18 protein-coding genes and 3 pseudogenes are annotated in these 18076 nt (G+C 43.1%); 3 read left to right on the plus strand and 18 right to left on the minus strand.

Going from position 1 to position 18076, the window contains the following annotated elements; all coding sequences use genetic code 11:
• Nucleotides 1–10 precede the first annotated feature (10 nt).
• The 11 genes and pseudogenes from AXI57_RS19650 to cotJA all read right to left on the minus strand — a co-directional run bounded on the left by AXI57_RS19650 (nucleotide 11) and on the right by cotJA (nucleotide 8970).
• Nucleotides 11–904, minus strand: a complete 894-nt coding sequence (locus tag AXI57_RS19650; RefSeq protein ID WP_003328394.1) for a carbohydrate ABC transporter permease — start codon at nucleotides 902–904, stop codon at nucleotides 11–13.
• A gap of 3 nt (nucleotides 905–907) precedes the next feature.
• Nucleotides 908–1838 (minus strand): annotated as a pseudogene (locus tag AXI57_RS19655) (carbohydrate ABC transporter permease); the annotation flags it as partial.
• Nucleotides 1835–3121 (minus strand): ABC transporter substrate-binding protein, encoded by a 1287-nt coding sequence (locus tag AXI57_RS19660; RefSeq protein WP_061671051.1) that lies wholly within the window; start codon nucleotides 3119–3121, stop codon nucleotides 1835–1837. The pseudogene AXI57_RS19655 and the gene AXI57_RS19660, both read right to left, overlap by 4 nt.
• Before the next feature lie 104 nt (nucleotides 3122–3225).
• On the minus strand, nucleotides 3226–4353 hold the full coding sequence (locus AXI57_RS19665; protein WP_061671052.1) for a response regulator transcription factor: 1128 nt from the start codon (nucleotides 4351–4353) through the stop codon (nucleotides 3226–3228).
• Nucleotides 4353–6083: a cache domain-containing sensor histidine kinase gene (locus AXI57_RS19670; RefSeq protein ID WP_003328399.1), complete on the minus strand. Its 1731-nt coding sequence runs from the start codon at nucleotides 6081–6083 to the stop codon at nucleotides 4353–4355. The genes AXI57_RS19665 and AXI57_RS19670 overlap by 1 nt, the downstream gene beginning before the upstream one ends.
• Complete coding sequence (locus tag AXI57_RS19675; protein WP_061671053.1) at nucleotides 6083–6703, minus strand: YesL family protein; 621 nt, start codon at nucleotides 6701–6703, stop codon at nucleotides 6083–6085. Before AXI57_RS19675 ends, AXI57_RS19670 begins: the two co-directional genes overlap by 1 nt.
• Nucleotides 6704–6845: 142 nt before the next feature.
• Nucleotides 6846–7121, minus strand: a complete 276-nt coding sequence (locus AXI57_RS19680; RefSeq protein WP_003328401.1) for a YesK-like family protein — start codon at nucleotides 7119–7121, stop codon at nucleotides 6846–6848.
• 96 nt (nucleotides 7122–7217) lie between these two features.
• The gene (locus tag AXI57_RS19685; protein ID WP_061671054.1) at nucleotides 7218–7760 is read right to left on the minus strand and encodes a GNAT family N-acetyltransferase; all 543 of its coding nucleotides are present in this window, start codon (nucleotides 7758–7760) and stop codon (nucleotides 7218–7220) included.
• Nucleotides 7761–7891: 131 nt separating this feature from the next.
• Nucleotides 7892–8461 carry a spore coat protein CotJC gene (cotJC, locus tag AXI57_RS19690; protein ID WP_003328404.1) on the minus strand — a complete coding sequence of 190 codons (570 nt, stop codon included), beginning with the start codon at nucleotides 8459–8461 and terminating at the stop codon, nucleotides 7892–7894.
• A gap of 13 nt (nucleotides 8462–8474) precedes the next feature.
• Entirely contained in the window at nucleotides 8475–8738 is a 264-nt protein-coding gene (gene cotJB, locus AXI57_RS19695; protein ID WP_003328405.1) for a spore coat protein CotJB, read from the minus strand.
• On the minus strand, nucleotides 8722–8970 hold the full coding sequence (gene cotJA, locus AXI57_RS19700; RefSeq protein WP_061671055.1) for a spore coat-associated protein CotJA: 249 nt from the start codon (nucleotides 8968–8970) through the stop codon (nucleotides 8722–8724). The genes cotJB and cotJA overlap by 17 nt, the downstream gene beginning before the upstream one ends.
• A 368-nt stretch (nucleotides 8971–9338) precedes the next feature.
• Between cotJA and AXI57_RS21155 the strand changes: the two are divergent.
• A pseudogene (locus tag AXI57_RS21155) lies at nucleotides 9339–9613 on the plus strand (integrase core domain-containing protein); the annotation flags it as partial.
• 59 nt (nucleotides 9614–9672) lie between these two features.
• On the opposite strand, the gene AXI57_RS19705 reads toward AXI57_RS21155, so the two are convergent.
• The 7 genes and pseudogenes from AXI57_RS19705 to AXI57_RS22580 all read right to left on the minus strand — a co-directional run bounded on the left by AXI57_RS19705 (nucleotide 9673) and on the right by AXI57_RS22580 (nucleotide 15013).
• Complete coding sequence (locus AXI57_RS19705; protein ID WP_061671056.1) at nucleotides 9673–10392, minus strand: YebC/PmpR family DNA-binding transcriptional regulator; 720 nt, start codon at nucleotides 10390–10392, stop codon at nucleotides 9673–9675.
• A gap of 256 nt (nucleotides 10393–10648) precedes the next feature.
• Nucleotides 10649–10777: a hypothetical protein gene (locus tag AXI57_RS22335; RefSeq protein WP_003328410.1), complete on the minus strand. Its 129-nt coding sequence runs from the start codon at nucleotides 10775–10777 to the stop codon at nucleotides 10649–10651.
• Nucleotides 10767–11897: a response regulator aspartate phosphatase gene (locus AXI57_RS19710; protein ID WP_003328411.1), complete on the minus strand. Its 1131-nt coding sequence runs from the start codon at nucleotides 11895–11897 to the stop codon at nucleotides 10767–10769. Before AXI57_RS19710 ends, AXI57_RS22335 begins: the two co-directional genes overlap by 11 nt.
• A gap of 139 nt (nucleotides 11898–12036) precedes the next feature.
• On the minus strand, nucleotides 12037–12618 hold the full coding sequence (locus tag AXI57_RS19715) for a nitrate reductase (RefSeq protein WP_238380213.1): 582 nt from the start codon (nucleotides 12616–12618) through the stop codon (nucleotides 12037–12039).
• Between the two features lie 181 nt (nucleotides 12619–12799).
• Entirely contained in the window at nucleotides 12800–13660 is an 861-nt protein-coding gene (locus tag AXI57_RS19720; RefSeq protein WP_003328417.1) for a DMT family transporter, read from the minus strand.
• Between the two features lie 116 nt (nucleotides 13661–13776).
• Complete coding sequence (locus AXI57_RS19725; protein ID WP_003328418.1) at nucleotides 13777–13899, minus strand: PhrK family phosphatase-inhibitory pheromone; 123 nt, start codon at nucleotides 13897–13899, stop codon at nucleotides 13777–13779.
• Nucleotides 13899–15013: pseudogene (locus AXI57_RS22580) on the minus strand (response regulator aspartate phosphatase). Before AXI57_RS22580 ends, AXI57_RS19725 begins: the two are co-directional and overlap by 1 nt.
• A 330-nt stretch (nucleotides 15014–15343) precedes the next feature.
• Here AXI57_RS22580 and AXI57_RS19735 point away from each other — a divergent pair.
• Together AXI57_RS19735 and AXI57_RS19740 are read left to right on the plus strand one after the other, a co-directional pair.
• Nucleotides 15344–17350: a T7SS effector LXG polymorphic toxin gene (locus AXI57_RS19735; protein ID WP_061671057.1), complete on the plus strand. Its 2007-nt coding sequence runs from the start codon at nucleotides 15344–15346 to the stop codon at nucleotides 17348–17350.
• A 5-nt stretch (nucleotides 17351–17355) separates the two neighbouring features.
• Nucleotides 17356–17838: an antitoxin YezG family protein gene (locus AXI57_RS19740; protein WP_061671165.1), complete on the plus strand. Its 483-nt coding sequence runs from the start codon at nucleotides 17356–17358 to the stop codon at nucleotides 17836–17838.
• Nucleotides 17839–18076: the final 238 nt, after the last annotated feature.

The raw sequence follows: 18076 nt of genomic DNA on the forward strand, positions 1-18076 counted from the left end.
CCACTCCCTTTTATTTTAATCCGCTTGTGCTGATGCCTTGGACGATATATTTTTGAAACAAAAAGAATACGAGTATGACGGGCAATAACGAGACGGCGGACATCGCAAACATCGCCCCCCAGTTTGAAGCCGTTTCAGTATCTAAGAAGAGTTTCAAAGCGAGAGAAACGGGATACAGCTCCGGTTTATTCAAATAAAGCAGGGGCTGGATCAGTTCCTCCCATTTCCAATAGAAAGAAAAAATCGCTGACGTTGCAAGCGCCGGGGCAATGAGCGGCAGAATGATCCTCCAAAAACAAGCGAACCGCCCGCACCCGTCAATACGGGCGGCTTCATCAAGCTCCTTCGGAATCGTCCTGATAAATTGAATCATTAAAAAGATAAAAAACGCATGCCCGAAAAATTGGGGAACGACAATCGGTTTAAACGAATTCAGCCAATCAAGCTTCGCGAACATAATATATTGCGGAATCATCAGCACTTCATGGGGCAGCATTAACGTGCCCATCATGCACGCAAACCAAAAAGCTTTTCCTTTAAACGGAATCCGCGCAAATCCGTACGCAATGACAGCGGATGACAAGACGGCGCCGATCGTTGACAGCCCGACAAGAATGGCCGAGTTTTTAATAAAAGTCAGAAACGGCTGGCCGGCGATTCCCTTCCACCCCTCTGCATAATTTCTGAGAATAAAAGGATCGGGAATGAGAGAATGAGAAGTTGCAAAGATACTGGAGCTTTCCTTAAATGAGCTGACAAACAGCCAAATGACGGGATACAGCAATACAACCGCCAATGATGCGGTGAAAACATGGAACAGTATGCGTTTGGGCCTGATGCCACCGGATTTTTTTCTTTTATACAACGCCGGGGCTTTCTTGACAGGCTGGTTGACCGGCTCCATCCGTTATTCCTCCTTCGATTCGTAATGCACCCAATATGAAGAGGTCTTGAACAAAATGAGCGTAATCAGCCCGACAATGAGAAGCATGACCCATGCCATGGCAGAAGCGTAGCCCATTTGAAAATAGTTAAACGCCCGCTGGAACAAATACAGGGAATACAGCAGCGTCCCGTCAAGCGGCCCGCCCTCGCCCTTTGAAATAATATAGGCTGGCGTAAAGGTCATAAACGCAGAAATCGTCTGCATCACCAGGTTAAAGAAAATAATCGGCGTCAGCATGGGAAGCGTGATTTTCACAAAACGCTGCACCCGATTGGCCCCGTCGACACTCGCCGCCTCCAAGTAGGAAGGCGGAATGTTCTTCAGCCCGGCTAAGAAGATCAGCATGGAGGAACCGAACTGCCAGACGGACAGCAGAATCAACGTCCATAAGGCGCTCGCCGGATCTTGATACCAGAGAATTTTCTGATCAATGCCGACAAAAAACAGCAGCGCATTGATGACCCCGTCATTTCCGAAAATATTGCGCCACATAATTGCAACAGCAACACTTCCGCCGATGATCGAAGGCAGATAAAAGAGCGTCCTGTACACCGCCGTCCCTTTCGCTGCATTGTTTAAAATCACGGCGATAAAGAGGGCGAAGCCGAGGCGGAGCGGAACCCCGGCGAGTACGTACGTAAAGGTGACCTTCAGCGATTGCCAGTACTTTTCATCTCCTGTGAACATTTCTTTATAATTGGAAAGCCCAATCCACTTCGGCGTTGTAAACAAGTCATAGCTTGTAAACGACAGAAACAAAGACGCGCCCATCGGAATCACCGTAAAACATAAGAACCCAATAATAAACGGAGAAATAAACGCGTATCCCGCCAGATTGTCTTTTCTGATACTCCGGCTTTTCGTCATGGCCGTCATCCCCATTCCCCGTTAATTATTTCTCTTTAAAATGTCGTTTGCTTGCTTTCTGAATGTCTTCGCCGCTTTTTCAGGCGTCACTTTTTGGTAGAGAATCTGATCTGACGTATCCTTTAACAGCTTAATGACCTCAGCGCTTCCCACAGGCTCCGGCGGGTCCGCCTTGCTGATGTTTTTCGAAGCGGCTTCGACATACTCCACGATTTTTGTCTCCTCTTCATTCAGCTTCGGTTTAATCGCTTCTGCCACCTTGTCGGACACCGGAACGCCCCGCTCCCCTTTGATCAGAAGGTTTGCTTCTTCACTATTAATAAAGAAATCAATGAATTTCGCAGCCTCTTTTTTATGCTCTGAGCTTTTCGGTACTGAAAACAGCATACTCGGCTTCAGCGTCAGCGCCTTTTCCTTCATTTGCTCAGGCGGCAGATAGAGTGAAAGCGGGGCGTCGGTCAACTGGGCAAATGCCGCATATTGATTGGAATAATTCCATGTTGCCGCCGACTTGCTTTTCACAATAAAATCATCTTCCATCCCTTTAATCTGCGCGCTTTCATCCGGTGTCGGAGAGGTTTTCTGATTGACAAGCCTCACCTGCCGTTCAAAATAATCAACAAATAGCTGATCATCCTGATAGGCGAGGCCCGTGCCGTCCTCTTTATAAAAACGCTCGCCCTTTGTTCGTAAATAATAAGGGAAGAAAATATCCGGCGGATGCATGCCGTTTGACCCGTACACGCCTGTTTTTTCCTGCACCTGATAAGCCAGTTTTTCATAATCGCTCCATGTCCAGTTTTCACTGTCAATCGCAACGCCCGTTTTCTTCAAAAGTTCGTCATTGGCGATGACCGATAGGACGTTAACCCCAAGCGTAAACCCGTACAGCTTTCCGTCTAACATACCGCCCGACATCTTATTTTGTTTGATCGAACTGACATCAATTGTTCCGTCCTTCGTATATGGCGTCAAATCCTCAAGCTGCCCCTTTTTTCCGTACTGGGACAGATAAGCCGTATCCATTTGAATCACGTCAGGAAGCTGGCCGGCTGCGGACATTGGCGCAAGCTTTTTCCAATAATCATCCCAGTTGGCAAACTCCGCTTCAATATGGATATGCGGATTCTTTTTTTCATACAATTCAATGACCTTCGTTGTATAATCATGACGCGGCTGGCCGCCCCACCAAGCGATCCTGAGTGTAATGTCTTCTTTTTTTCCTGAAGCCTCTTCACCTGCTGAACTGCATCCGCTGAAAACAAAGGCGCACACAACTGTAAGAAAAACGATAGCAACCTTTTTCAAACCCCATCCCCCCTTTTATGTAAGTGCTTACATTTTATTTTAAAGCGTCTCGGTCAAGCGAAACACTCAAAAAACAGTGAGAAAAGTTAAAAAAACAGAGATGGCTATCTGACAGAAGCGCCTCTCTGTTTTTTACGATATTCTGACGGCGTCAAGCCGGTATATTTTTTAAACACAAGGCTGAAATACTTCGGATTATCCCCAAAGCCAATCTCTTCCGCTATATCAGAGACACTCACATCTTTGCGGCTTTTCATCCGCTTCATCGCATGTTCAACCCGGGTTCTGGTGACGTAAGCGGAAAATTTCTCGCCCGTTTCCTGCTTAAATAGTTTCCCGAGATAATCGGGATTCATATAAAGCATCTCCTTCGCCGCCCATTTGAGAGAAAGATGCGGATTGCCCAATTCACCGCGCACAAGCTTAACCATTTTAGATATCAAGGCAGAATGCTTCGACTCGCTGTAAGCGTCCGTTATTTCCTCAAACAGGTCCTTTGCATGACGGAGCTCACCCGCGCGGCTGATAGTCAGCTGACAGCCCTCAAAACACACCGCCAGCTTTTTTTCCAAAACCTCTTCGTTTCTTTGTGCCTCTACAGCCAAAATCGCATAATCCCCGAGATGGCAAAAAGCCGTCAGATCAGAACCGAACGCCTCTTTAGCCGTTTGATAACTTTGTGTGGCTGCGTCTGTTTTTACGAGAATCAGATTGATTGTCTTATCCTGCACCGCAAGCGGAGGCGCTTGATTCTTCACACCTGTTAAAAGGCCCTCCAAATACTGATTGGCTGCGTATGACCGAATATGTTCAAGCTCGTCCTTCAAACATTCGGCCGCCTTCTCCCGCCGCTCTTTCTGTTTGAATTCGGCAATGATCTCCTTCAGCGAACTGATAATTTGCTGTTCATTACAAGGCTTCACTAAATAGTGCTTGACGCCGTACTTCATGGCTTGCTTCGCATATTCAAATTCGCCGAAACCCGACAGCAATATAAATTGAACAGACGGACATTCGGATGAAACTTTTTCGATCAATTCAAGCCCGTTCATGCCGGGCATTTTAATATCACTGATGACGATATTAGGCTTATACTGCATAATAAATTCATAGGCGTCCAGACCGTTTTGCGCTTTGCCGATTAAAGAGGTTCCGATGGAATCCCATTCGATAATGCCGGCGATTCCGTCAAGAATGATTCTTTCATCATCTGCCAGCAGAACCTTATACATCACGCCATCCCCCTTTGACATGGTATTTTTATAAGGATTGTTGTGCCCTTTCCTTCCCCGCTTTGTATGGTCAGCCCATATTGGCCGCCAAATGTCAGCCTGATCCGGTCATGAATATTTTGAAGCCCGATTCCCCGTCCGCCCGTTTTTTCAAGAATGCGGTTATCCATTCCCGGGCCGTTGTCTTCTACAGTCAAAACCACATGCCCCGCCTCCAGTTTTGCACGAAGCCGGATGGCGCACGGACGGGTAAAGGGCTCAAGCGCATACTGAATCGCATTTTCCATAAGAGGCTGGAGGGAGAGTTTGGGGATCAAGCAATGCTTTACCTCCTCATCAATATCCAGTGTAAAGTTCAAACGCTCTTCAAACCGAAACCGCTGAATGGTCATATAATGCAGAACAATCTCTGCCTCCTCCTCAATCGTGACCGTATCTTTTTTCATATTAATGCTGTTCCTTAGCAAATAACCGAGCGATTCCACCATTTTTGATATTTGCTTCTGCTGGTTAGCCTTTGCCAGCCAGTTGATCGACTCAAGCGTGTTGTATAAAAAGTGGGGATTGATTTGAGCTTGAAGCGCTTTGCATTCCGTTTCTTTAATAATCAATTGTTTCTCGACATTTTCTTCGATTAACTCATTAATCCGCTTCATCATCATCGTAAAATGACGATTCAGCATGCCCGCCTCATCCTGGGTATCCTCAGGCAGCGCCAAAGATGCTCCCGCCTCAAGACCGCCGGATTGCACCGCCTTCATAGCCGAGACAAGCTGTTCAATCGGCCCTGTGATGCTGTTGGCGATTCTTCTGCCAAGAAGCAGTACTATACTGAAAAACAACAGAAAGAAAATCCCAAGCACCGTTTTCATAAAAGTGATTTTCGCGAACATATCGTCAAATGGGAGGACATTGTAATAGCTCCAGTTTTGGTAGGATGATGGAAGGGATGAGATAAAATAGCGCTTGCCATTCTCTTTCTTGATTTCATAACCCGGAAGCGCGGGAATATGGTTTTTGATATCTTTCATAAGGGCGGAGGAATTTTCTGAATAAACGATGCTTTGCTGATCCGCAATGGCGATATCTCCGACCGAGTCGCCCCAATCCTTCGGCAGGTCATGGATGATCTGTTTCAAATTCACCTGGATCACGATCATGCCTAAATTCTCCAAGCTTAACTGGTGATAAGATCTAATTTGCCTGGCTGATATCAAAAGAGGCTGTGAATCGCCAAGTGCCAGCCACAGATTAGCTCCTTTCTTCGCTTTTGCTTTTTCAAAGACGGCGTTTTTTTGCTTCTCCCCAAGATCGGCTGAACTGCTGCCGGCCGCATACTCAGTACCGTTCTTATCGTACAAATGGATCGACTCGATGTATGCTTCTTCTCCCGCGTATTCCCCAAGCTTATCCCACAAGTCTCTTTTCATTTTGTATTGAGTATAAGCACTATCATGATCCTGTACATGTTGAAGATGCGCCTGAATCTGTTCATCCGCCATGATCTCATACGACATTTCTTCAATCTTCTTCAACTCGTCTTCAATGCTTTTAGAAGACATCCGCAGCACATCAGAAGACTTGCGGTAAATCTGTTCATCATACACATGAAAGGCATACTGCACTCCGCTGTATACAAACAGAAATGACACCGCCATAATCAATAAAATAAAAACAAACAGCTTATCTTTGATTTTCAGCCGCCTGTAAAAACCAATGAGTTTTCCCATCACGCCGCCTTTTCTTTTGCATGGCGATCAACTGCTGAAAACGCCTTAAAAGCGAGCTTTGTTAAGATAAAGCTGAGCACGCTGCCGCTAAAAAACAGCAGAAACGTCATATGGAAAAACACAAGAAACAGCACACCGACAGCGCTTACCGCCATTCCAAGCGTTACCGCAGGCCTGCTGAAGGCAATCAGAAAACTGAAGCTCAGCACCTCTTTGATTTTCACATCATAGTGAACATACACCGGAAACACGTATAAAAGAATCAACGCGTATATCAAGCCGATGCTCATAAATACATTCACAAGGAGAGGCTGGTTCATCCCCGCCGCAATCTGTATATCCGCATAAAGAAACACACCCGTCAGGCCGAGTATCAGTCCAATCGCATTCGACCGCCCCCACTCTTTTTTATACGCACGCAGAAATACAGAAAACACGGACGCATCAGGATTGCCCTTCACCCACTCCCTCGTCACGGTAAACATCGCCGCCGTTGCAGGCATCAATCCGGCAACCCCAAGCCCCGCAAGTGTAAACAAAAGCCAAAGCAGATTCAGATAAGCCAGACGCATCACCCAAACACAAAAACCATGCAGACCATTCGTTAAGCTGTGTACCATGTCATCACCTTTCTTTATATAGAAAACGCTTACAATGTTGTGTTAGTATATTTCTGCTTCCGAAAAAAAAGTCCTGCTGTTCCCACCCAACAAATAAAAGGCTCGCTCATCTCAGGATGCGAACCTTTTCTCATCTGAAAGCCTATTTCCGGCAGCTTTTCATCAGCCGCAAGACCCGCTCAGCCGCGTATCCGGCAACCGTTCCAAAGAAAACAAAAATCGCGATAAGCCCGAGCCCCATGCCTTCCCAGCCGCCAACAACAAAAATACTGTACAAGACTGTAAGGAAGCTGAGCGCAAACAGGCAGATTAACATCCATTCCGGCCACATCTTCTGAGGATATTTTTTTCGAAACCATACTGATAAAAGAGCAACAATAAAAAAGGTAACGATCCCAATACAATAAAAAAATACCATGAATCTGAGAACCTCTCTTTCTTCTACCTTCATTTGTGAATATTATACAATTTCTATATATATGAACGAAAAACAAAAAAGCACCCACAGGATGCTTCAGCTTGTCGAGATCACTTTTTCATATGTACAAAAACCGCTTGAATGTCGTCTCTCTATCAATTGATACCCCATCCGGCGATAGAACGCATTGAGCGCACCATTCTCAGACACACAGTCGAGACGAATCCGGCTTTTCCCCGGGTAGAAAACGCCCGTCTCGGCCCATGATAAAATCGTTTCTCCCAGCTTCCGGCCGGAAAAATGACGGTCTACGGCCAAGCGGTGCAGATAGATGGATTCCTCATGCCCCTGATCACCCCAAAGCTCTCTGTCCCACTCACTGGGCTGCGGCAGCAGCATCACCACTCCGGCCAATGCCTCCGCCTCCTTAAAGAGAAAAACATGTCCGTCGGCAATGGAACCAAGCATATTATGAGTGTCCTTCCCCTCCAATAATCCGCTCCATTGGCTTGATCCCTGTTCACGAAGCCATTCAGCAGTGCGAACAAGCAGCGCCTCCACCTCTTTCGCATCCTCACGCTTCGCTTCACAAATATGGAATCTGTCTACATCCGTTTCAGTGATTTTAAAAGATGTCATAAAGGCCTCCTTCATCCTATATCCAAGCACGCCTTTATTATAAATGAAAGTACGGCAGGCATAAAAGACATAGAGAGCGCAAACCAGAGGCCGTCCCACTAAAAAAACGCACTGGTACCTAGCCCCAGCACTTAAAAAAGTTTCTGCCTGTCACGTTCTTCCTTGAGCATCTCAACTGCTTCTCTGAACCGCATAGAGTGTACGATTTCACGTTCACGCAAAAAACGGAGGGAATCGTTCAAGTCAGGATCATCAGAAATATCAATCAGCCATTGGTAGGTCGCCCGCGCTTTTTCCTCCGCTGCGATATCCTCGTATAAATCCGCGATCGGATCGCCTTTTGCCTGAATGTAACTGGCGGTAAACGGAACCCCGGCGGCATTGTGATAAAAAAGCGCGCTGTCATGATTGACGTAATGGTCGCCAAGCCCGGCCTCACGCAATTGCTCAGGGGTCGCATCCTTTGTCAGCTTATACACCATCGTCGCAATCATCTCCAAATGGGCGAACTCCTCGGTCCCTATATCAGTCAGCAGCCCGATCACTTTGTCAGGTATGGTGTAGCGCTGGTTTAAGTAACGAAGAGCCGCCGCCAATTCGCCGTCCGCGCCGCCATATTGCTCGATTAAGTATTTGGCCAGCGTCGGATTGCACGTGCTGACCTTTACAGGATATTGTAGCTTTTTTTCATACACCCACATTGATGATTCCTCCTTATACTTGCCACGGCCATGGCCCCTGATTCCAATCCCACTCGTCGCCGGCCGGGCTGTTTCCATACTGCAAGAGCGGTCCGTATAATGCTTCAAATTTTCTCTTTAAATGCCTTGAGTAACCGGAATATTGGTTGAATTGCTGCAAAGCCTGATGATCATCAGAATGTGTATCAAGATAAAGGCTCAGCTCAACAAGCACAAAATCCGCCGCCTGAATCTGTTCCAGCAACCGGTAGTACTCCTCGTCAATCTTTTTTGCCATGTTTGTCTCCCCCTCGATAAGGATTTTCATAATAATCATAGAGATCCTTCCAAAGGGTGCCTTTCCTTAATGCTTCCATCGGTGAAAACTGCTCCAAATGAACAGGCTGGTAATTCGTATAGAGATTAGGCGGTGTTCTGTAATATTTCTTCCCTATGGGCGGACAGGGATCAAAGCGGCTGTGAAAGGGTTTGTAGGATTTGATGGGTGTAAACGATTGATCGTCTTTCATACTGTCTCCTCCTTTCTCAAAAAACAATGACTTTAACATGTATGAGCCAAATGCCGGATTTATGACTTATTCAATTTAGCTGCTCTGCAAAAAAAAGACTAAACGGCCAAAAGATATTAGACCGTTTAGTCCGAAAAAGATAAAAAATTCATTGCAATGTTCGGGACTGCCCCCCAAAGATGAGACAAATAAAAAACACCTTCAAGTTTGAAAACAGATAGTTGTTATCTGAAATAAGACTTGGAGGTGTTTTTTTATAGGGACAAGAGTGAGTTATCCGGTTGAGGTCAAACAGAAGGCTGTAGAAATGAGATTGGCAGGGTGCCTGTAAAAGAGATCAGGCAGGAGTTGAATATCAAGAATAAGACTCTGTATATGCATCTTACGAGTATCAGAAAGCTGTTAAAACAAAAGGCATTACCATGAGTATGTCCCGCAAAGGGACGCCCGCTGATAATGCCTCCATCGAATCGTTTCATTCCTCACTAAAGTCTGAAACGTTCTATCTTAACAGCATTGATCGAATGACAACCGCCATCTCCGAACGCACTGTCAAAGAATACATCCATGATGATAACAAATTCGTATTCAAACGAAACTAAACAGCCAATCACCGATAAACGATCGGCAATTGGCTGTATAAAGGTGTGTTGATCCCTGTTTCAAAAATGGCGTCAGTCCCGATCAGGTCTGCCTTTCTTATTATTCACCAAGGTCTACGTTATGGTACACCTGCTGAACATCCTCTAAATCTTCTAACACATCAATTAATTTCTCGAATTGGGCTTGTGCGTCTTCCGGCAATGTAATGTCATTTTGTGCAAGCATGGTCAGCTCCGCCACGGTGAAGTCAGTAACGCCCGCATTCTTAAACGCTTCCTGCACAGCATGGAATTGGTCAGGCTCCGCATACACAATCACCGCTTCTTCTTCTTCCAAAATGTCACGGACATCAACATCCGCTTCCATCAGGATTTCAAGCGCTTCATCAGCCGTTTTGCCTTCCACGCCGATAACAGCCGTCGCATCAAACATATAAGCGACAGAACCGCTCACGCCCATGTTCCCGCCGTTTTTACCAAATGCCGCACGCACCTCAGGCGCCGTCCGGTTCACATTATTCGTCAGCGCGTCAACAATCACCATTGACCCGTTCGGCCCGAAGCCTTCATAACGAAGCTCGTCATAATTCTCCTCCGAACCGCCCTTCGCTTTTTCAATCGCACGGTCAATAATCGTTTTCGGCACACTGTATGTTTTCGCACGCTCAAGCACAACTTTTAACGCCTGGTTCGATTCCGGATCCGGCTCCCCCTGCTTGGCGGCTACATAAATCTCCCGACCAAACTTCGCATAAACCCGACTCGTATTCGCGTCCTTAGACGCCTTCTTTTCTTTAATATTGTTCCACTTACGGCCCATTATGTTCCACTCTCTTTCATATATATCAATCTGGATGATAGTTATTCACTTTATCCATTATACCTCAAACGGTTTGGTTGTTTCGAGTGTAAGAGGTTAGAAATAGAAGGAATCCGATTATCCGCACTGATTATTATTTCAAACATAATTCCTATCCGCCTATAGAATACAAACACACAGCAGAAAGGTAACAAAAAAATCCCCTTTTAAGGGGAAATTAAAATTGAATTCGTGTCTGAACGTAAACCGTTTTTCTTTATGTTTGATTTCGGTCCGAATCATTATGAATAGAGCTCTGTTCTGCCGTATTCATTGAACTAAAACCAATTCCCACACTCAACATAACAGCGGCAATAACAAGTGCAACACTCTTTTTAAATTTCATAAAGACATTCTCCCCTTTGAATTTGATTTTGAGTTTCTATCATTTTTTGATAATAAAAATGAGACTGTTCAAATTCGTTTGCCTTTGCAAAAACGGTCGCTGTATCTAGAGCAATATCCTCTACATAAGAATAATTTTTTCGCTTTTCAAGATATTGAATTGTGTTTTTAACGCCAGACTGATCAATCGCATCAATATAAAGCGCTTTTAAATACTGTTGTAATGATACAAACAGTCCGTCGCCTTGCTGCAAAGCAATTGCTAATCCTTTGTTACTTACCTCTGCTGCGCATTTGCTTTTTCCCTGTTTAAATAAATATTTGGCCAGTGTGAACATAGAATGCGGGAGATTATTTAATTTAGCTTGATCTGAAATTCGCACAGATTTTTCTATATATTTCTCTGCCTTCTCAAAGTTCTCCATCTCACCATAGCACTTTCCTATGTTATACAAAGCGGAACTAATCAATCTAGCATTTTGCAACTCATTAGAGAGCTCTAAAGCTTTTTCCAGATGGGGCAAGCATTTGTCATAACATTTAAAGTCCTCATAGTTTCCCGCTATAACAAATAAACACTGAACTTTGCGGACTTTGTAAAGCTCATATTGATTATAAATCTCTAAAGCCTTTGACACATGATGCATCGAGACATGGGACTGCTTCATCCCGTAATACGCTTCTGCCAATTTGAAATGAAATTCGGCTTGTTCAATATCATCGGTAATATGGAACAGCTGCTGTTCCGCTTCCCGATAGAATCCTATTGCTTTCAAATATTCTTTTTTACTGAATTCATACATGCCGCGAAAAAGGAAGGAATAATAGTGGAGCATCCCGGATAGTTTTTTCTGTGAGGTTTCGATTTTCTTTAACAGCTCTGTCGTTGTAGGCCGGTGTAAATACTTATCAACTGGTTCCAAATAGTCTAACATCATTTGATGCCGAAAACACATAAGAGAATAATAGATCAGCAAATCCTGGTCCTCTTCCATCTGCTGAATTTCCTGCTCGACTTCCGCTTTCAAAATCTCAGCATCCGGAATACTGAATTGACGAATCATCTTGTACCATTCATTAATCTTAACACCAACATGTGAAGATGGTATGGTTTGATTCACCCGCTTCCCTCCCTGCTTGTCTTTATATGTCATATTTTATCAATTCCAAATTTTGAAAACAAGGAGAAGGGAAGAAATTGTTTTTTCATCTTGTCAAAAGCTTCAAAAACAGATTTTCACAGCTTCTGAAAGCAAGCCATTAAAACAGCGTTTTATACTCTAACCATTCATCCAAATCCACACTGCCTTGAACAGATAATAGACGATATAAATAACGATACGGAAGCCGAACGAATGTTAAATCGGGAAGCGGCATAACTTTCTCATATCCTATTGAAAACTCAGCCGCTGACGCTTCATCAAGAATGTACTCCAGACCGATAAAATCAAATGCTCTAGGTGCTATTACATAAGCTTCGGTATCCACTAACCCTGTGATGGTACGGCCGTCAGAAAGAAATTGTGAAGGATCTATGTCGATTAATACAAAAGACGAAGAATCAGGAGCAGGCAGCTCTTTTAACCCGCCAATGATATCAGGCAGTATCGCTGCGATTTGATGATGATCAGCATAAAATGAGGACACGATTTGCTTCATACCGGTGATCACATGCTGATGGAAATCGGAAAGCTCCACTCGAAATGTTCCCGATGGATTGCCGGCATACCTTTTTTGGTTCACATGAATTCTTGCCAATCCCTCTCCAAGACTTTGCAGCACAGAAGGCGGCTGACCGATAAAGGATGAAACCGTCCGGCCTTCCAGCTTTTCCACAACCACAAATTGTCTCCTTAAAAAGAAATTTTTATTTACTCTCATAAAAAATGAAGCCCTTCTTTTATTTTTATAATATATCGCAGCAAACAATGGAGAACCTCTCCTCACAACATCAACCCGGGAATGTTCCAAAAGCATTTTCTTTCTTAACCAGCTCGACATTTAAGGCAGCTCTTACTAATAATTAACCTATCGCAACCGAAATGACCCCCAGCACCATAAAGGTTGCAGCTATCACTCTTAACTTCCCAAACCCCTCAGAAAGAAGGACAGATCCCATAATTGTTCCGATTAAAATACTTATTTCTCGAATTGGGGCCACATGACTGACGGGAGCAAAAACCATGACACTCAACGCTAAAATATATGCCAAGGAGTTAAATACCCCTACTCCCGCAGCTTCCCGGCGATGATGTTTCCATTCAAATGTAACCTCCCCCCAATTTTTAACAGCAAAAGGCGTTAATATGATTAAACGGCCAACTGTATTACAAAAATCTAATAATAAAGGCGGGATAAGAAAATTACTGACCGCTCCTTTATCCAAAAGGGTATAGCCTGCAATAATGACTCCGACAGCTAAGCTGTAAAGTATTGGTGCAAGAGAGTTCGTTTGCTTAAGCTTATCTATTCCTCCGGTGAAAAACAGAATACTGATCAAGATTAAAAATGTCCCTATAAAGGTAAATACCGTAGGCTTCTCGTTAAAAATAACAACAGCTAATATGCACGTAATGAGAGGCCCTGTACCTCTTGCAATAGGATAAACAAAGGAAAGGTCCCCTATCTTGTATCCTTTTTGAAGAACAAGGAAAAAACCTAAGTGAGCGATAATGCTCGCAATAATAAAAACAATTTGGATCAAGCCGATATGCGGCCTTTGATATAAAATAATTCCTATCGCTAAAGGTGTATAAAAAACAGTTGCAATCGCAGTAAACAGCCATATGAACGGAACTCCTCCATTAGCTTTTTTGGATAAATAGTTCCATGTCGCATGAATAAATGCAGATAATAACAAAATGCAAAGTCCCATGGTTGTCATGAACTTACCTCCCAACTAAAGGAAAACTTATAGAATATTATGTATAGCGCGTCCAAACCACTCTAAGCTATTAATCTCAAAACCAAAAAAGAAGCCCCTAAAGGACTTCCGCCACATTAACCTCCAACAGGCAGTTCTGCCGCTTTAAAATCTGCAGACACCATATTGTGGCTTTGAGAATAAGCAGCACCGCCTAAGACCATAGCTGTTAAAGATAAGCAAAGAATGACTTTTTTCATTACATCTCACTCCCCAATGATCTCATTTTGTTTTCGGCTATCATTGCCATTTTAGCAAACTCTAGCGCTTCCTTGTAGTCTCCCTTATACTCATAATGGCTGGATATCAGCAAAGAAAGGTCATGAACGCCGTCAAGGTCATTCAGTTTATTTAAAGAATGGATATCATTTTTGCATGCTGGAAAGCTTTCTGAGGTGTCACGACAGTATAGGTTATATATCATATTTATTTTCTTTTCATATATCTTATTACCGTTCTTATCCAGTTCTTCTTGTCCTTTTTTATAATAGAATAGGGCTTTATTTTTCTCCCCGATTTTGAAAAATTCTCTCGTCAGCATATAAAGAGAATTTATATAATAGCTTGACTCACACCATTCGTCATGACTCAATGCCTGCTGAACTGCTTGTATACAATCAATAGACCTGCCAGAGTTTGAATAAAGAATACTGATATTATGGTGAAGCATAGCCTCTAGAAATAAATCCTCAATCTCTTTTGAGATCTCAATTGACTGTGTGAAATACTCTTCTGCCTCTTGAAACCGGTTCATGTGCATATAATTTGTAGCCATCACAACGAGGGAAACCGCCAGCTTCTTTTTGTACCCTCATGCACCTTATAAATATTCATGGCATCTTTCGCATAATTGAGGGACACCACACTTTGCCGCAGAGACATATACAGCCAAGACACTTTGAAATAAAACTCTGCCGCTTCAATCTTGTCAGGAATCTTGACTATTTTTTTCTCTGCAACTTTATAAAGACTGATTGCCCGCTCAAAGTTTTTATTATAGGCTTCATGCATCGCCTCAAAAAAATAAAAATAGTAATCAATCATATCATCTGTTTGTTCAATACATTTGGATTGTGAATCATCAAAATAAGATCTGTCCGGCAGCCGCTTCCCCCTCGCATCAAAAAGCATCATCCGATACCTTTCCTCAAGCAATGAGAAGTAGATCAGCACATCCTGATTCTCTTCCATCTCATCGAAGGTAGCTTTCGCTTGCTCAAAGAGACTTTCCGCTTTTTCAATGTCATGCTTTTTTATGGCTAAATGAAGTTCATTTAAAACACCGCCGACAACCTCAGAAGCGACCTTGCTCATACCCAAGCCCTCTTTTCTTTTGAGAATTCTAAATAATCTGTATAATCATCATATCACAGTTTGTAAATTTATGTAATAACATGCAGTCAATAAGAAAGAAACTTCTCAATTGAAGTTCCTCATCTGATATATTTATTATTAAAAAATCCTTTTTCTAATCTAGCTTTTCCCCTTTTTAATTGATATATCAAAAAACATATTGAAAGGAATCCACACATAAAGTCACGGTTCTAAAGTCTTATTTTTCCGATAAAACCCTTTCTCACAGCGACTTCCCTCCCGACGCGTGGTAAAATTTAGATATTGAATGCAAAAAGAAGGGAAATGGTCATGAAAGTCTTAGATGCCAAAACACTCATGTCAGAAGCCGAAGACCGCGCAAAAGAATACAAACAATTAAGAACCCAAATGGTGAACTTGAGAAAAGCGTTAAAAGGCGTAGCCGATCTTGACGACAGCGCGTTCTCAGGAAAAGGCGCCACCAACATCAAAGCATTTTACCACGACCACGTTGGCGTCACCGACCAATGGATCGACTACATCGACATGAAAATCGCTTTTTTCAACAGCGCCGCCGGAAAAGCCGAAGATAAAGACCTGTCAGACGCTTACATAGAAGGATCCTTTTTAGAACACGAGCTGGCAAACGCCTATACAAAGTCAAGATCCATCATGTCCGAACAGAAAAAAGCCATGAAAGACATTCTGAATGATATCGACGACATCCTCCCGCTCGATCTGTTTTCAACAGAAACCTTCAAAGACGAGTTGGGCGATGCCAATGACAAACGCAAAAAAACACTCGAAAAGCTAGACGCTCTGGACGATGACCTGCTGACAGAATACGCCCTGTCAGAACCAAATGAGCAATTCATCAAAGCAGACTTTCAAAAGCTGCAGGAATCAACGGGCAAAGGCAAAAACGCCACACCGATTCATTACAATGCCAAGGCGTATCGCGAGAGTGACATACATAAGAAAAAAGGCGATATTGAAAAGCGGACCGAAGCTTACTTGAAGATTAAGAAAGAGGAAGCGAAGGAACGCGAGATTGAAAAACTGAAAAAAAGACTGAAAAACTACGATTATGCAGATGCCGATGAATTCTACTCGATGGCAAAAACAATCGGCTATGAAAACCTGACAGCAGAACAGCAAAGATACTTCACCCAAATTGAAAACACGCGTGAGCTTGAAGCAGGCTTCAAAGGGGTTGCCGTCGGTCTTTATGATTCAGGAAAAGACGCGGTTACAGGTCTGTGGGATATGGTCACAGATCCGGGAGGAACCGTTGAAGCCATTACAGGAGCTGTGGCTCACCCGATCAAAACGTATGAAGCCATTTCAGCGGCAATCGAAGAATCATACCAAAAAGACATGGTGAATGGTGACACCTACTCAAGAGCAAGATGGGTGTCATATGCGGTTGGCACTGTTGTCACATCAGTTGTCGGCACAAAAGGCGTAGGCGCCGTCTCAAAAACAGGCACAGCCGCCAAAGTAACGACCAAAGTCAAAACTGCAGCAAGCAAATCAGCAAAAGCTCAAAAAGCCATAACAGTCTCAAAACAAACCATTGATCATATCAAACAAAAAGCAAACACAGGCATCGAAGTATCAAAAAAACATGTCAAAACCAAGTTAAATCAAATCGGAGATCTCACACTTGCGGATATTCTCCCCTATCATCCCCGTCACGACTTAGTGCCGGCAGGCGTTCCTTACAACGCAGTCAACGGGGTCACGCTTAAAGAGGGACTGCAGAAATTCGCCAAGGTCATCCTTCCGAAACCGTACGGAACTTCTGCAAGCGGAAGACGAACACCAGCACCAGTTGTGCCGCCGGTTACTGTCAAATATGGCGAGCATTACGCGAAATGGAGCAGAAAGAAAGTATTGAAGCCGAATGTCGAATATAAAACAAAAGAGGGCTACACGTATACCACAGACAACTATGGTAGAATTACAAGTGTCAAAGCAGACTTGCAGTTAGGAGAAGCAAAACGTAACCAATATGCACAGTCTAAAGCAGGTAAACCAGACCGGCTGACAGATGACGACGGAGGCCATTTAATCGCCACTCAATTCAAAGGCTCAGGCCAGTTCGACAATATTGTGCCGATGAATTCTCAGATTAATAGGAGCGGCGGGAAATGGTATAAGTTAGAACAGGCATGGTCGCAGGCGCTTAAAGAAGAGCCTCCAAAAAAGGTTAGGGTCACAATTGAAAATGTTTATGAGAGCGATTCGTTAAGACCCACTTTATTTGATATAACATATAAAATTGGAGAAGAAAGAACAAAGAGTATAACAATTAGAAACCAAATTGGAGGCTGATGAAAGTGGAAACTACAAAAATGGAACAACTTTATCAAAAGATTGCTGAAAAAATAAATGATATGATTCCAACCGAATGGATGAGGGTTACTCTATATGCCGAAATTTTGGATGACTCAAGAGAAGTTTATTTTTTCTTCAATACACAAGAAGATGAAGAATATATTTATTCACACGATATTCCAGAACATTTTCAAGTAAGTAATCGAATTTACAAAAATATGCTACTAGACCTGCAAGATTTATTTGATGAATTAAGAGATGAATTTAAAAAGCAATCCTCAGATATTTGGACTAACCTCACACTAAATTTAGAAAGAAATGGGGAGTTCTCAATTGATTATGATTATGAAGATGTACTCGCTTCAAAATATACTGATACTGAGCGACAAGTAATTTGGGAATATAAGCACTTGGGAATTACGCCAATAAGCGAGAGCAGCAGAAAGTTCCTTGAACAATATCTAAATGAACAATCAGATAATTAAATGAAACAATGTAGTTTTTTACGTACAGATGTTAAAGATTATCTAAATATTAAATAATGCCATCATCGAATCGAAGTTAGGGGTTAATCTAATTGGAAACTCAGAAAATGGGGGAATTATATCAAAAGATTGCTGAAACTGTATCTATTGAAGCTAAAAGGTTAAGATTACATTATTTAAAACGAAAAAGATTCTAAAAAACATTTCGAGTTTTTTAGAATCTTTTTTACAAGTAATA

The organism is Bacillus atrophaeus (assembly GCF_001584335.1).
GTDB lineage: Bacteria > Bacillota > Bacilli > Bacillales > Bacillaceae > Bacillus > Bacillus atrophaeus.

Excerpts from the sequence above, each read along its gene's own strand:
- cotJB (WP_003328405.1), bottom strand. The coding sequence starts at position 8,738 with ATGGCAAAAAAGATTGACGAGGAGTACTACCGGTTGCTGGAACAGATT.
- AXI57_RS22335 (WP_003328410.1), bottom strand. The coding sequence starts at position 10,777 with ATGAAATTTAAAAAGAGTGTTGCACTTGTTATTGCCGCTGTTATGTTG.
- AXI57_RS19680 (WP_003328401.1), bottom strand. The coding sequence starts at position 7,121 with ATGGTATTTTTTTATTGTATTGGGATCGTTACCTTTTTTATTGTTGCT.
- AXI57_RS19705 (WP_061671056.1), bottom strand. The coding sequence starts at position 10,392 with ATGGGCCGTAAGTGGAACAATATTAAAGAAAAGAAGGCGTCTAAGGAC.
- AXI57_RS19735 (WP_061671057.1), top strand. The coding sequence starts at position 15,344 with ATGAAAGTCTTAGATGCCAAAACACTCATGTCAGAAGCCGAAGACCGC.
- AXI57_RS19685 (WP_061671054.1), bottom strand. The coding sequence starts at position 7,760 with ATGACATCTTTTAAAATCACTGAAACGGATGTAGACAGATTCCATATT.
- cotJA (WP_061671055.1), bottom strand. The coding sequence starts at position 8,970 with ATGAAAGACGATCAATCGTTTACACCCATCAAATCCTACAAACCCTTT.
- AXI57_RS19720 (WP_003328417.1), bottom strand. The coding sequence starts at position 13,660 with ATGACAACCATGGGACTTTGCATTTTGTTATTATCTGCATTTATTCAT.
- AXI57_RS19665 (WP_061671052.1), bottom strand. The coding sequence starts at position 4,353 with ATGTATAAGGTTCTGCTGGCAGATGATGAAAGAATCATTCTTGACGGA.
- AXI57_RS19650 (WP_003328394.1), bottom strand. The coding sequence starts at position 904 with ATGGAGCCGGTCAACCAGCCTGTCAAGAAAGCCCCGGCGTTGTATAAA.
- cotJC (WP_003328404.1), bottom strand. The coding sequence starts at position 8,461 with ATGTGGGTGTATGAAAAAAAGCTACAATATCCTGTAAAGGTCAGCACG.
- AXI57_RS19670 (WP_003328399.1), bottom strand. The coding sequence starts at position 6,083 with ATGGGAAAACTCATTGGTTTTTACAGGCGGCTGAAAATCAAAGATAAG.
- AXI57_RS19725 (WP_003328418.1), bottom strand. The coding sequence starts at position 13,899 with ATGAAAAAAGTCATTCTTTGCTTATCTTTAACAGCTATGGTCTTAGGC.
- AXI57_RS19675 (WP_061671053.1), bottom strand. The coding sequence starts at position 6,703 with ATGGTACACAGCTTAACGAATGGTCTGCATGGTTTTTGTGTTTGGGTG.